The 14,448-nt window shown below is 60.9% G+C and carries 11 protein-coding genes; 7 read left to right on the plus strand and 4 right to left on the minus strand.

The genetic code is table 11. From position 1 onward, the window contains the following. Positions 1 to 6: 6 nt before the first annotated feature. Positions 7 to 1,266 carry a tRNA guanosine(34) transglycosylase Tgt gene (tgt, locus tag NBW56_RS04910; RefSeq protein WP_250258191.1) on the minus strand — a complete coding sequence of 420 codons (1,260 nt, stop codon included), beginning with the start codon at positions 1,264 to 1,266 and terminating at the stop codon, positions 7 to 9. A gap of 113 nt (positions 1,267 to 1,379) precedes the next feature. On the opposite strand from tgt, the gene NBW56_RS04915 reads away from it, so the two are divergent. The 5 genes from NBW56_RS04915 to NBW56_RS04935 all read left to right on the plus strand — a co-directional run bounded on the left by NBW56_RS04915 (position 1,380) and on the right by NBW56_RS04935 (position 8,090). After that, positions 1,380 to 2,576: an acyltransferase family protein gene (locus NBW56_RS04915; protein ID WP_250258192.1), complete on the plus strand. Its 1,197-nt coding sequence runs from the start codon at positions 1,380 to 1,382 to the stop codon at positions 2,574 to 2,576. Between the two features lie 134 nt (positions 2,577 to 2,710). Beyond that, on the plus strand, positions 2,711 to 3,784 hold the full coding sequence (locus tag NBW56_RS04920; RefSeq protein ID WP_250258535.1) for an SGNH hydrolase domain-containing protein: 1,074 nt from the start codon (positions 2,711 to 2,713) through the stop codon (positions 3,782 to 3,784). 118 nt (positions 3,785 to 3,902) lie between these two features. After that, positions 3,903 to 5,879, plus strand: a complete 1,977-nt coding sequence (locus NBW56_RS04925; RefSeq protein ID WP_250258193.1) for a DUF6541 family protein — start codon at positions 3,903 to 3,905, stop codon at positions 5,877 to 5,879. A gap of 47 nt (positions 5,880 to 5,926) precedes the next feature. Continuing rightward, complete coding sequence (locus NBW56_RS04930) at positions 5,927 to 6,802, plus strand: glycosyltransferase family 2 protein (RefSeq protein WP_250258194.1); 876 nt, start codon at positions 5,927 to 5,929, stop codon at positions 6,800 to 6,802. Then, positions 6,789 to 8,090 carry a hypothetical protein gene (locus tag NBW56_RS04935; protein ID WP_250258195.1) on the plus strand — a complete coding sequence of 434 codons (1,302 nt, stop codon included), beginning with the start codon at positions 6,789 to 6,791 and terminating at the stop codon, positions 8,088 to 8,090. The genes NBW56_RS04930 and NBW56_RS04935 overlap by 14 nt, the downstream gene beginning before the upstream one ends. On the opposite strand, the gene NBW56_RS04940 is transcribed toward NBW56_RS04935, so the two are convergent. Beyond that, positions 8,087 to 9,106, minus strand: coding sequence for a glycosyltransferase family 2 protein (locus NBW56_RS04940; RefSeq protein WP_250258196.1), 1,020 nt, complete (start codon positions 9,104 to 9,106; stop codon positions 8,087 to 8,089). The two genes, NBW56_RS04935 and NBW56_RS04940, sit on opposite strands and share 4 nt — an antisense overlap. Before the next feature lie 95 nt (positions 9,107 to 9,201). On the opposite strand from NBW56_RS04940, the gene NBW56_RS04945 reads away from it, so the two are divergent. Both NBW56_RS04945 and NBW56_RS04950 read left to right on the plus strand, forming a co-directional pair. Then, the gene (locus NBW56_RS04945; protein ID WP_250258197.1) at positions 9,202 to 10,515 is read left to right on the plus strand and encodes a M18 family aminopeptidase; all 1,314 of its coding nucleotides are present in this window, start codon (positions 9,202 to 9,204) and stop codon (positions 10,513 to 10,515) included. 39 nt (positions 10,516 to 10,554) lie between these two features. After that, complete coding sequence (locus tag NBW56_RS04950) at positions 10,555 to 12,654, plus strand: acyltransferase family protein (RefSeq protein ID WP_250258198.1); 2,100 nt, start codon at positions 10,555 to 10,557, stop codon at positions 12,652 to 12,654. On the opposite strand, the gene NBW56_RS04955 is transcribed toward NBW56_RS04950, so the two are convergent. Both NBW56_RS04955 and NBW56_RS04960 read right to left on the minus strand, forming a co-directional pair. Next, a complete protein-coding gene (locus NBW56_RS04955; protein WP_250258199.1) occupies positions 12,655 to 12,975 on the minus strand; it encodes a hypothetical protein in 321 nt (106 codons plus the stop codon). It lies immediately after the preceding gene. Further along, positions 12,968 to 14,401, minus strand: a complete 1,434-nt coding sequence (locus tag NBW56_RS04960) for a glutamyl-tRNA reductase (RefSeq protein WP_250258200.1) — start codon at positions 14,399 to 14,401, stop codon at positions 12,968 to 12,970. Before NBW56_RS04960 ends, NBW56_RS04955 begins: the two co-directional genes overlap by 8 nt. Positions 14,402 to 14,448 lie beyond the last annotated feature (47 nt).

Below are 14,448 nucleotides of genomic sequence, written 5' to 3' on the forward strand. Positions count from 1 at the left end.
GCACGCTTAGCGGTACTCACCGTAGTAGGCACCCGTGCGCTCCTCGCGAAGCACCTCAAAGTCGCCGCTCAGGATCGCCGCGCGAATTTCCTCGACGAGGCGTACAACGAAGCGCTCGTTGTGGATCGTGCACAGAGTCGAGGAGAGCATCTCCTTTGCCTTGAAAAGGTGATGGATGTACGCGGCTGTGTAGTGGGTGCACGTGTAGCAGTCGCAGCTCTCATCAATCGGTGCAAATTGCGTACGGTACTTCGCGCCCGTGAGGTTCACCCTGCCACGTGCCGTGTACACGGCACTGTTGCGCGCGACGCGCGACGGCGAGACGCAATCGAACGTGTCGGCACCCGCCGCGATGCCCGCGAACAGGTCGTCCATTTCGGAAAGACCAAGAAGGTGGCGCGGTTTCTCGTCGGGGAGCTCGTCCGTCACCCAGCCAACGATCGTCGAGAGGTTTTCCTTCTCGAGGGCACCGCCGATCCCGAAGCCATCGAACTGCCAGCCCTCCACGGTCATCGCACCAAGATCACGCGAGGCCTTGCGCCGCAGATCCTCGTACTGCGCACCTTGGATGACGCCCCACAGCATCTGGTAGGGCTTCCCCTCGCGCGCTCTGGTGAGACGTTGATGTTCGGCGATACAGCGCTCGGCCCACAGCCGCGTGCGTTCAAGCGCCTTTTCCTGGTAGCCGCGTGAGTTCATGAGAGTCGTGAGTTCATCGAAAGCAAACATGACATCCGCCCCGAGCGAATGCTGGATCTGCATTGAAAACTCCGGCGTAAAACGATGCTCGGAACCGTCGATAAAGCTGCGGAAGTTCACGCCGTCATCGTCCACGTGTGCGAGGCGTTCCTTGCCCTTCTTCGTCGCAAGATCCGTGCCGTCGGGCGTGCTCGCGCGATCACTGCCCGCGAAGGACTCGGAGAGCACCTTCTGGAAACCGGCGCCGAGGCTCATGACCTGGAAGCCGCCCGAATCGGTGTAGGTGGGGCCACTCCAGTTCATGAACGCCCCGAAACCACCCGCCTCGTCAACGAGCTCGTGCCCCGGCTGCAAATAAAGGTGGTAGGCGTTGGCCAGGATCGCTTGCGCGCCGAGCTCTTTCATCGACTCCGGAAGGACCGATTTCACGGTCGCCTTCGTGCCCACCGGAATAAACGCCGGGGTCTGAATATCGCCGTGCGGCGTGTGAATCACGCCCGCGCGGGCCTTCTCTCCGTGACGCGCGGCAATATCAAAACCCGCGCCTTCTTTTTCGCTCGTGCTCATTGGACCATTTTCCCACGAGAGAGCGCACACCGTCGACGCGCATAAGGGGTGCGCTCGGGCCTGCGGCCTGTAAAGTTCTGTATCGTTCCACGTTCACATCATCGGAAGGGCACATGGCGAACGCACGCGGGCACCGTGCCCCTTCAACGAGCGAGGGCGCGCCGAACTTTGCGCTCGAGGATTTTGTTCAAGACGCGCAAGAACCCGCACTCGAGAATCTCGACGACTTCTCGTGGGTGCAAGAGGCCGAAGAACGCGAAAGCGAAGACATCGCCGCGTGGGGCGCCGCCGAAGACACGGGCGAGCCGTTCGTGTGGTACCAGGAACCGCAGGTTGCCGAGCAGGCGTCGGACTCCCCCGCACCCGGGCACGACACCCCCGCAGCACCGACTCCTCGCGCCTCCGCACCGAAGGCGCAGCCCTCCCACTTCCGCCCCGAGATCGAAGGCCTTCGCGCCGTAAGCGTGTTCATGATCGTCGTCTACCACGTGTGGCTCGGGCGCGTCTCGGGCGGCGTCGACGTGTTCCTGTTCATCTCAGCGTTCCTACTCGGCTCCTCGTTTGCGCGACGCCTCGATGCGCGCAAACCGTTCGGGCCCGTGCGGTACTGGCTGCGCACCTTCACGAGGCTCATGCCTCCCGCGACCATCGCGATCCTCGGCACCCTCCTTGGCAGCTACCTGATCCTGCCCGAATCCTCGTGGCAAACGGTGATTTCGCACGCGATCGCCTCCGCCACGTACATCCAAAACATTTGGCTGTCGATCACGAGCGTGGATTACTACGCGCTCGACGCCTCAACCGCCTCCCCGCTCCAACACTTCTGGTCACTCTCGCTCCAGGGCCAGGTGTTCCTCACGTGGCCGCTGCTCTTCATCGCGGCGAAGTATGCCGCGAGGAAAAGCGCGCACCCTCGCCGCGTCGCCTTCGGATTCTTTACCGTGATCGCGGCCGCGTCATTCGCATTCTCGATCTACTACACGGCCACGCATCAATCGTCCGCCTACTTCTCCACGCCCGCGCGCGCATGGGAAGTCGCGTGCGGTACTCTTCTCGCCCTGAGCCTCCCCACCCTCGATCGTCTCCTCGGCTCGGCCCGCCCGGTTCCCCCACCGCGCCCCGCCACCGCACGCTGCGCGCCCTCGCCGGCTGGGTGGGCTTTGCCCTGCTCGTGTCTCTCGGCATCGTGCTCAACGTTCAAGGCCTCTTCCCCGGCTGGATCGCCCTGTGGCCCCTCACGGGAGCGGGCCTCATCATCGTTGCGGGATACTCCGGTACGTCGTGGGGCTTCGACCGCGTGCTCACCATGAAGCTCCCTCGCGCGCTCGCGTCGAGTTCGTACAGCCTCTACCTCGTGCACTGGCCGATCCTGATCCTGTGGCTCGCCCACTCCGGGCAGAAGCGCGCCGGCGCCCTCGACGGACTCCTCGTCATCGCGGGGAGCATGGCCCTTGCGTGGATTCTCTCCACAATCGTCGATTCGCGTTTCCGTAAGCCCTCGTGGAAAAGCGCGCCCTGGTGGCGCTCCCTCACGGTCATCGGCACGTGCCTCGCCCTCGTTCTCGGCGGGGCGCTGGGACTCCGTGGCTACCTCGCGAGCCAGCAAACGTCGGACCCCATCACCGCCGACTCGCCCGAGAGCTCACGCGTTCTCACCGAACCCTTCAACCCGGACACCCTCAGCCCGAAGGGCTTCGAGCTGGACGACCAGTGGCCAAGCCTTCCCCATCTGTGTGACGACCCGAGCGGCGTTCTCGTCGCCACGAAAGATATTCCCTGCGAAACCCTGCGACCTCTTGACGCGAAAACCAACGCGACCGTCCTCGTCGTGGGCTCCTCCCACTCACGCCAGTTCATCCCCACCCTCCTCGCCGAGGCCCAAGCGCACAACTGGCAGATCATCAACTTCACCAAGAACGCGTGCACGTTCCGCGAAGATTCGAGCCTTCAGGACGGCGAGTACTGCAAGGGCTACTTCGACCAGGTCATGAACGCTATCGACGCACACCACCCCGATCTCGTACTCATGACGTCGACCGCCGCCACGTCAACCGGGGCAGATGAGACTTTGCCTCCAGGCACACGCGAGGGCATCCAGGCAGTACTCGACAAGGGCGTCAACGTTCTCGCCCTCCGCGATGCCCCGCGCTGGCCCACGAGCCTTTACACGTGCGCCGAGTCCGTGATCAACGCGGGCGGCGAGCCCAAGCGCGCCGACGATGAGTGCGGAGCGAACCTGAGTTCAAAGCTCGCCGAGGAGGACCCGAGCGCGGCTCTCGACGGCATGACCGGGGAAAGCGGCGCGAAGCTCTACCGCATGGATCTCAGCGATCTCATTTGCCCAGACGGACGCTGCGCCCCGATCCAAGGGAACGCCTACGTGTACATGGATGACAACCATCTCACCCGCACGTTTACGAGCGGGATCGCGAAAGAGGTATCGGCGAGGTTCGAGCAACTCGGCATCGGGCTCGGAGAAAACACGGGAGGGGCAGGGGCCGACGGTGGCGGGCCGTAGGGCTGCCCACGCAACGCACGTCACCCTCGAGCTGACGGATGAACACTGCCTGTAGCATGTACGCTCGAGCGTGGGCTTTGCCCCGCATTTCGTTAACATTCACTATCCGAGGCGGCTCATGACCTGGCAACCACTCCTCCTCCCCGCGATCGTCGCGTGCCTGTGGGTGACGGTGCCAGGTTTTCTCGTGAACATCGCACTCGGGTGCCGCCGTATCACCGCCTTTTTGCTGAGCCCGCTTTCGTCCGTGGGACTCATTGTTGCCGCCGCGATTCTTGCACCGTTCGTCGGCATGGGCTGGGGTCCCCTCCCCGTTGCCATCGTCACCGTCGCGTGTGGCGCCGGTAGTATTGGCCTGCGTTTTCTTCTCCATAAGGCGTTCGGTACGCCCATGTGGAATCGCCATAGGGTTCGGGCCTCCTGGCGCACCCGCATGTTATCCCCGGCTGCTCTGGTACTCATGACGATCGCGGGGTCGTTCGCACTCATGCTTCGCCATGTGCGGAACATTCTTGGTACCCCTTTCGCCTTTTCACAGGCCTTCGACGCGACATTCCACCTCAATGAGGTGCGGTGGATGATCGAGCATCGCAACGGTTCGAGTCTCGATACTCTCACCATGACTGCGGCTCCTTGGCACTCGAAGTTCTACCCCGCAGCTTGGCATGACATCGCCTCACTCACCGGTCTTACCACCGGAGTCCACGACGTCTCGCTCCTCACGAACGCGTCGATCATCGCCACCGTGTGCGTCATTTGGCCGGTGTCGATGTTGTCTCTCGTGTACGTCCTCACTCCCGGGAATTTGCTGCGTTACACGATCTTTCCCACCGGAGTTATTCTCGCTGCGCTTCCGGCTTTTCCCCTGACGTTCGTCGAACATGGTGTTCTCTACCCGAACCTACTGGGGTACTGCCTGCTGCCCTCCCTCTATGTTCCCTACCTCGCCCTCTTGAGGCAGGCCAAACGCCTCACGATGTCGCACGTCCAGATCTTCGCCATTGGAGCTCTGGGATCAGTCGGGACGGCGTTCGCCCACCCGACGGCAGCAATCATGATGCTTGCCGGCTCGACCCTCATGACGTTCTACACCGGCGTTCGTTTTATCCTCAACCGACGCTCGATGCGCGAGGTCATAACGCTCGCGGGTATCAGCCTAGTCTTGGGCGCGATCACCGTGACCGCGTGGATGAAGATCCGTCCGTCGGGTCAGTCGGCTGAGATTTGGGGCCCCGTCACCGACACTGTCGGTGCTATTGGCACGATTTTTATCCACACGCCGATCCGCGGCATCCCCCAGTACATCGTTCTTTTCCTTACCCTCGTGGCAGTCGTCGGTGCGCTCCGCACGCGCTTCTACCTCCCTCTTGCTCTGTGGATTTTCACGGCCTTCCTTTGGGTTGTCGCCTCCTCCTGGCCTATGGGCCCCGGCCGCCGCGCCCTCGTTGGCGTGTGGTATTCGGATGTTCCGCGCCTCTACGCACAGATGGGGCTTTTCCTCATCCCTGCGGCCGCTATCGGTGTGGGGTATGCATGCAAGTGGCTCGCAAGAACTTCACGGGTTTTCGCTCGCACTCCGCTGCGCCGCACCGGCCTCGCAGCCCTCGTTGCTGCCGCCCTCGTCTCTGTCTCTCAGGCGAACCCGATGATGGACTCGTTCATTGATCGAGTCGAAGAGACCTATACCCTTGGGCCGCAAACTAACTCGGTGAACCGTCAAGAGCTCACTTTTATGACCGAGCTTCCGGAGTTCGTGGGCCCAGGGGACAAGATCTTCGCGAACCCGTGGCGAGGCGAGGCCCTTACGTATGCGTTCTCCGGCGTCAATATTTCTACGCATCACTTGCTTTCGTACGAGTCCCCCTCCGACATCTATCTCATCAGACACCTCAACGCAATCGACACAGACCCGGTCGTGTGCGAGGCCCTTAAAGTGGGCGGCTACACTCACGTCGTGTACTTCTCCGGCCCCGAGGTGGACTTCGCCTATGCCGTCTATCCTGGTCTGACGGACTTGGATAAAACACAAAAACTCGAGCTCGTTCATCAGAGGGGTAATGCCTACCTCTATAAAGTTTCTGGCTGTGATGCTTAACGGCTCGCTATTAATGCTCTTCCGCACACAACATTTTGGAGTCGAACATGACAGTTGACATTTTGTTCCCCTTTTATGGCGATGTCGCACTGATGAAGCAAGCGGTTCGCTCAGTCATTGGGCAGACCAACACGGACTGGCGATTGGTTGTCGTTGACGATGGTTACCCTGATGACTCGATTCCCGGCTGGTTTGAGTCCCTCGACGATTCCCGCATCACCTATATGCGCAATGAGAAGAACCTCGGCGCGAACGGCAACTACACGAAGGCTCTGAGCTTCGTTGAGAATGACCTCGTCACCGTCATGGGTGCCGACGACGTTATGCTCCCCAACTACATTGATTGGTTTGTTCACGCTGCACAGTCCCAGCCCGAAGCTCAAATCTTCCAGCCGGGCTGCGTCGTGATTGACGAGAACAACGCTCTCTCGAACACCCTCGTTGAGCGAGTCAAGGACCATTACCGCCCTTCCAAGGCGGGGGTTCTGAGCGGTGAAGAGCTCGCAACGTCAATCCTTCGCGGCAACTGGCTGTATTTTCCGTCGCTCGGCTGGCGTGCGAGCACCATTACGGAGATCGGTTTCCGCAAGGGCCTCAATGTTGTGCAGGATGCGGCTCTCGTGCTTGACGTGGCCATGAGCGATGGCGGGCTTTACTACGATCCGACAGTCGCCTTCATGTATCGCCGCCACGGCGGTTCAGATTCGTCGTGGCGCGCCCTCGAGGGAACCCGTTTTGAGGAGGAGCGCCTCTTCTTCAATCAAATTGCGAACGAGATGACTGAGAAGGGCTGGGCGAAGGCCGCACGAGCCGCGCGCCTGCACGTGTCGTCGAGACTCCACGCGCTCAGGCTTCTGCCTAAGGCTGCCCTGGCCAAGAAATGGCAGGGCGTCAAGAACCTCGCGACGCATGCCGTCAAGTAACGATCAAACGGTCACAAAGCGCGATTCTGCCGCGATTCTGGCTGCGTCAGCGTGCGCAGCAGTATCCGCTTTGCTGGCCACTTGGCTCGCGAACCGGTTTCTCGAACCGGCCGAAGTCACCGAGTTCCTCCTGTTTTGGTCGGTGCAGTTTGGAATTTTTGGTGTCGTTGCTGGTATTCAGCAGGAAGTCACTCGTGCAGTAGGAGCCGCGCACCTTTCACGATCATCCAATGGAGCTCCGGTCGTTTTGGCAGCGGCAACGGTCGGCGGTCTATGCGCGATCGCGACAATTGCGACTTCACCACTGTGGGGAAAGTCCACACTGCCCACAACCACCGCCGCATCAGTCGCGCTCTTGGCACTTGGAGTCGCGCTGTATGCGTTTCATGCTGCGTTTAGTGGCGCGGCTGCGGGTTCTCAAAAGTGGCTCCTTTTTTCTGTTTTTGGTGGCGGGGAAGCGCTTTGGCGTCTCGCCGCGCTCGCGGCTGTTTCCCTTCTCGCTGCTTCGCTGTTTGGCATGGAGGCAGCGTCGATCTCGCCAATTCTGTTGTGGGTCGTGCTGGCAGCGGTGCATCCTGGAACGCGAAAGATCGTTCGTGCGCGCGCTGATGTTCCTTATGGCAGGCTCATGCGAAATGTCTTCATTGCTATGGGGTCATCCACGGCTTCGGCTGTCTTGATGACCGGGTTCCCGGTCATTCTCAACGCGAGTGAAGATGCACCTACGGGTTCGTATACGTTCCTCGTCATGGGGGCACTGATCCTGGCCGTGTCGATTTGCCGGTCTCCGATCATGATCCCGCTCCAGGCATTTCAAGGTGTCGCCATCGCAGCGTTTTTGCGCCAGCGCCACCGCCCGCTTGCGGCGTTCGCTCGTCCCGCTGGCGCGCTGCTCGGTGTTGGTGCTGTCGGGGCCCTTGCCGCGTTCTTCGTGGGCCCGTGGCTTTTCCTTCTGATCTATCCACCGAAAGCAGGAGCAGAAGCCGCCTATCTTTCGGTCGCGAACGGTCCTGTGCTTGCGGCGCTTACGTTCGGTTCTGCGATCATGGCTCTTTTGGTGCTGTCTGGGACCGCTGTGCTCGCCCTCGATCTTCACCGGACCTACCTGACAGGTTGGGTCATTGCTGCTCTCGTGACGACAGTCCTGCTTTTTGCGGTGCCGCTCGGCATTATCCCGAAGGTTCTTGTCGCCCTGTATTGCGGGCCGGCAGCAGGATTTTTGACTCACCTCGCAGCGATGAAGGCGGCTTCAGGCAAAGTTAGTTACGTGAATTCTGCGCAGAATTAGGCTGCACGCATACTCACGCCATAGCGGCGCTTGATGTAAGCCCCGTAGAGAACTCTGTAGAGGGACGGCGAGGTCTTGAGTAACAGTGCTGCAGCTCCGAATACGGGGCGCGCCCTAAGGCATGTCAGTGCCTCGCGAATTGAAATCCGCTGGCGGATCTCCTTGAGAGTAGAGCCGGACGAGTCTGGCTCGGCTACGAGTACCTGTTGGGCATTATTGAGGTAGGTAAGGACCTTCGAGACAGTCAGCGCATCGCGCAGCTGCGGAACATCGGCATATGCGCGTGTGGCTTCCGCCATGAGTGCGGTCAGACGGTCACTTTCGGTAACCGGGGTTACTCTCCCCCACGTGAGCCCTCCCGCGTCAATCGAGTAGCGATAAAGCGGGTTTTCGATGACGCTGACCTGCCGCGCATTCAAAAGCGCTTGAAGCACAAAGAGCGCGTCCTCAGCGCGATGAATCTCCTCCGAGAATCGAAGCCCCTCAATAACGCGAGAGCTAAACAGTTTGTCCCACAGATAGGGCGTGAAAGCATCATGCAGAAGGGCAACCAGTGCATCCCGCCCCGACGAACAACCAGCATTCGCACGCAAACGCACGCGCTCTGCTCCATCGGTAGCAATAACTTTATGTGCGCATACGCCAATATCTGAGTTCGTTTCTGCGACCGTACTGTGGAGGCTTTCGAGAAAATCCGGTTCGTACGCGTCGTCTGAATCAAGAAACGCAATCCACTGCCCCGTGGCAGCTTGAAGGGCCGCGTTACGAGCCGCAGAAACACCGCGGTTTTCAGAAAAAGTCGTGACCTTGACGCGAGCGTCAGGGCGCCCCGATAGGTGTTCCCTAATCGCACCGTCAGCACCGTCGGGCGATGCATCAATGACAACGATAAGTTCCCAGTCGCTATCCGTCTGGGCTTGCACGGACTCAATTGCGCGCACCACCGTAGCCTCGGTGCCGTAAACTGGCATGATGATCGACGTGCGCGGGGCTTGATTCTGTTGAGTCGTGTGCACGACGGCGAGTCTACCGGAGAGCCGCTTGCGTGACGCGATGTGCCTTGCGCGCCCTCGGCCGTGCCGGCACGCTAACCACCCCAAGGAGTTCAACCTTGACCGCCCAGAACATTGAAGCCGCAACTGTTTTTGCCACCGATCTCGGACAGTTTGTGACCCAGTCTCCGAGCTCGTTTCACGCTGTGGCGACCGTGAGCCGGACGCTCCTGGAGGCTGGCTACACGGAGCTTCATGAATGGGAGCCATGGGAAAGCGTCGCAGCTGGCAGCCGGTACTTCGTGCGCCGCGACGGTTCGGTGATCGCTTTCGATATCCCCTCGGGAGCAACCGGAACGACGCCTCTGCGGATTTTTGGCGCCCACACCGACTCCCCAGCACTCAAACTCAAGCCAAAAAGTTCGATCGCCTCGCACGGTTTTACGCAAGTTGGTGTCGAGGTATACGGAGGGGCGCTGTTCAATTCATTCCTTGATCGCGACCTCAAACTGGCCGGCCGCGTCGTTCTCACGAACGGTGAGGAGGTCCTCGTCCACACGGGACCATACCTTCGAGTTCCGCAACTTGCCGTCCATCTAGATCGGGCAGTGAATCGCGAAGGGCTCAAGCTCGACCCTCAAAAACACCTTCAACCCATCACGGGGCTTGCGGAAGGCACTGAGCACGACGTGCTGGGCGATCTCGCCGCCAGTGCAGGCATAAACCCCCAGGACATCGCTGGATACGACATCGTGACTGTCGATGCCCAAGAGCCGCAGCTCATCGGCGCTCGACACGAGTTTCTCGCGAGCGCACGGCTCGACAATCTTCTTTCGACCTTCGCTGGAATGCGCGCTATGGCCGAGCATGAAAGCCGCGACGACGCACCGATTGCACTTTTCGTTGCCAACGATCACGAGGAGGTCGGCTCAGCGAGTCGATCCGGAGCTGCCGGCCCGTTTCTTGAGGACGTTCTTGCCCGGCTTTACTCCGCACTCGGCGCAAGTGATGAAGAACGACGACGCGCATTCAACTGCTCGATCGTGGTGTCGTCAGACGTCGGCCACTCGATTCACCCGAATTACCCCGAACGCCACGACCCGGCCAACCAACCCATTGCTGGACGGGGTCCCATCCTGAAAATCAACGCCGACCAGCGCTACGCAACCGACGCTCACGGCGCCGCATTTTGGGCTCGTGCATGCGCCCATGCTGGTATCGAGTACCAGGAATTTGTGTCGAACAATTCCATGCCATGTGGTTCAACGATCGGCCCCATTACCGCGACACGTCTTGGCATGACAACGGTCGACGTGGGTGTTCCCATCCTCTCAATGCACTCCTGCCGCGAGCTTACGGCGGTCTCTGACCCGTATGATCTCTATCTGGCTGCCAAGGCAATCTTCTCGCCCGAGGTTACTGCGATCCCGTGATCTCAGGAAGCCACCCCTGGTTCCTACCGAAACGTGTTCATGTCTCATACCGCAACCTCATCTCCCACGCATCGAGCTGACCCCCCGAAGGAACAGCGAGTCTTTCGAACCGACGTCCATGGGCTTAGAGGGCTCGCGGTCTTCCTCGTCGTGATCTACCACGTTTTCGTGGGGCGCGTTTCCGGCGGAGTCGACGTCTTCCTGTTCATCTCGGCCTACTTCCTCACCGGAACATTCGTGCGTCGTATGGAGACCGGAAAGCCCATCGCTGCCGTTGGGTATTGGGGCAGGACGTTTAAGCGACTCCTTCCACCGACGGTCGTCGTGACCTTCGCAATCTTGGCGGCAACCTACATCTTCTTGCCGCCGAGTTCATACGTGCCGATGCTCAAGGACGCGTTCTTCACTCTCATTCAGGGTGAGAACTGGTGGCTGATCAACCAGGCAACCGACTATTACGCTGCCGACCGCACTGCCGCTAGCCCGTTCCAGCACTTCTGGTCGCTCTCCATCCAGGGGCAGGTATTCCTTGCATGGCCGCTGCTGTTCGCGCTTTTGGCACTTGCCCTCAAGGCATGGGAGCGGCGTTTCCCACCAAAGAGCCAGCATCAGCACAACATCCGCGTGTGGGGCACAAGTGGCATCGCGATCGGCGCCGTCACCATCGCAAGCTTCATCTGGTCGGTGATTGAAACTTCCGCCGATCAGCAAACCGCCTACTTCGACACGTTCGCCCGCTTCTGGGAGTTCGGCCTCGGCGGGCTCGTGGCAATCGCTCTCCCGCTGATCGCCGAACGCACCGACACGCTTCACCCCAACAGCCCGAAGGGGCGGCCGTGGCGTTTCGCCTTGTCAATGCTGGGCGTTCTCGCACTCGTCTCGATGGGAATGCTCGTGGACGTCGCCGGGAAGTTCCCCGGGTGGCTCGCCATCTGGCCGCTCTCGGCGGCAGCATTCATCATGGTGATGGGCTACAACCCGATTCTCAGCTCGAAACCCCTCCAGAAGCTTGGCGGCATTTCCTATGGGCTCTACCTCGCCCACTGGCCGCTACTCGTGCTGACGCTACAGATTCTCGAGATTCCCAAGGCGCCCTTCTGGCTAGGTGTGGTTCTCGTGATCGCGAGCCTCGTAATCGCGTGGCTCATCACAAAGTTCGTCGACACCCCGTTCCGACGCTGGAAATGGGCAGGTGCCAAAACGCACCGCTCCGTTGCCGTTGCACTGGTGACCGTAGCTGTTGGCCTGGCCCCCGTAGTCATCGCACAAAGTGTTCTCGATGCGAAGGCAAAGAAGCTTGAACTCGCCGCCGAGATCAACAATCCCGGCGCAGAGGTCCTCAGCGACGAAAATCTCTACGACCCTACAAACGACCCTCACGTGACTACTTTGCCGACCGAAGCAGACCTTCCTAATGACTGGTTTGATGCGGGACCGCCCTGTAAAAAAGAGGGGGCGCCCGATACCAAAGAGTGGAAGGGTGCCTCGTGCAACACTTCGCGTCAAGGTCGAATCACGGGCAACAACATGCTCGTAGTCATGGGCAATTCGCGCATGGAGCAAACTTCCGCCGCAATTCTCCCAACAGCACAAAAACATGGCTGGGACGTCATGGAACTTACCGCGCCTGGATGCGCAGTTGGAATGAATAACCACGACCGGTGTGAGCCGTTCACAACGCAAGCAACGGCCTACCTCCTCGCACTTCACCCTTCGGCGGTTGCCCTTCAAACGACTTACGTTGATGAAAACGGCGATGAAATCGTCATTCAGGGCGCTCTCGACATCGCGGCGAAATTACGTGACGCGGGGATCGCGGTTATCGCCACGCGAGACATTCCGCGACTCAAGACCAATCTCTCGTCGTGCGCAATCGAGCACGCGGAAGCCCCGAGCGAAAACTGCGTTGAGGAGATCGATCCCTCGATAATCTCGGACCGACCTGACGGAGAAGCTATCGCAAACGGTGGGTTTTTCGCACTCGACCTGAACCAGAGCATCTGCCCCGACGCACAGTGCAAACCGATCATCGGGAACACGTACGTGTTCCTTGATGAGCGCCACGTGACCGCCACCTACGCAGCGACAATGGCCGGCATCGTGGATGACCAGCTGTCGAACGAAGGGTTCGCCTGGTAGCTACGCCGCTTCCTCGATAGCCTCCCGCGCCGCATCCGCGCGCTCGGCTATTGAGTTATCACCGGAGAGGTCGCGCACGCGGCGGGCATCTTTGGTGAGCTCGTCGATCTGGTAGAGGGCGCTATCGAGCAGCCCCTCGGCGGCGCACAGGAGCGCCAGGTCGATGCGGGCGTGAATCACCTCGGGGGTGTCGTCCCCGTCAACGAGGAGCGCGGGAAGCGAGGCGAAGGCGCTCGCGCTTGACGCGGGAGCCGCATTGCTCAGCAGTGCGCGCAGGCGCTCGCTCGCACCGTCGCTCATCTCAACGCGGTCATCAAACATCGCGTTCTCCCCCGTGCTCGGTGTGCGCAGCCGGCTCTTCTTCGCGCGCCTGGGCGGCCTCCAGATCGCGGCGCATTTGTTCCATTTTCGCGACGCTCATGGGCGGCCGCTCAAGCCCCTCGCGCGTGGGAGCGGCTGATTCCGACGCTGGCCGAGCACCATCGACGCTCAACGATCCCGCAACGTCCACCCCAAAAATCGTGTGGATTGCTTCGAGGAACTGATCAGCCTGTCCAGTTTTGGCGAGTTCTTGAGCGCGCACCATCGGGGAATGAAGAAGCTTGTTGTAGACGCGCCCCAGCGAGCGTTGCACCTGTTCGGCGGCGGCTTCGCCGGAGCTTCGGCGCACCTCGTCTACTTCGAGAACGATCATGTCCTTGACGCTTCGGCGCAGAGCGCTCACGGCCGGATCAACAGCACGGATCTGCTGACGCTCCTCGAAACGCACCACCCCCGTATCAATCAGTTCACGTGCGCGCTCGACCTCACCGCGAGCACTCTCGCCAGCGCGGATCGATTCAAGAGCCAGTACACGCACACCCGGAAGCACCGCGGCTGCAGGGTCAACATCGGCGTGGAGGGCCAGGTCGAGGATCACGAGCTCCTCGCTCGTGGCACGAGCCTCGAGGGCACGCTCAAGTAAAGGTGGATCGATCACGTGCGTGCCACCGCCGGAAGCCGCGATCACCACCGCCGCACTCGAAAGAGCAGCCTCGAGCTCCCCGGGCGCCACGGGAATAGCGCCGTGCGAGTCGGCAAACTGGGCAGCGCGGCCACTTGGGGAGTACACGCGCAAGGTTCCGACGCCTCTTAGGTGGAGCTCCGCGCTTGCAACACGCGCGAGAGCTCCCGTGCCAATGAGAAGCGCCTCACGCCCCTCGAGCTCGGTCGTGAACAGGTGCGCGGAATCGAGTGCGACCGCGACGGAGCTTCGCCCCGCGGCCCCCACCTTCGTTTTCGAGGTGACCTGCTTCGCGGTGCGCAGCGCGCCCTGAAAAAGATCGTTGAGAAGAGTTGTGGTGTGCCCGGAGGCGAGCGCGCTCGAGAAGGTCGTGCGCACCTGCCCGGTGATCTCGGCCTCGCCGAGCACCTGGGAGTTCATTCCCGACGCCACTTCGTACATGTGACGTGCGGAAATGCTGCCCGCATCGACGACGAGCATCCGCGCGACCTCTTCCGCCGACAGCCCGCTCGTGTCGATCACGGCGCTCGTGACGAGGTCGATCGCGTCGTGGAAACGGTCAACATCGGCGTAGACCTCAAGACGGTTGCACGTCGCGAGGCACACCCAGCCGGTGAGCGGCTGCTCGGGATGGGCCTCATTGAGCGCGGCGAGGCGCGCATCGAGGTTCTCGGAGCCTCTAGTGATACGTTCAAGCCCCTCGAGCCCAAGGTTGTCGTGTGTGGCGCGCAGAGCAATAAGCATGCAGCAAGCCTACGGTGCGGGGACTTCTTTCTCATTGAGATCGGGCA

Source organism: Dermabacter sp. Marseille-Q3180, from assembly GCF_940792985.1.
GTDB lineage: Bacteria > Actinomycetota > Actinomycetes > Actinomycetales > Dermabacteraceae > Dermabacter > Dermabacter vaginalis.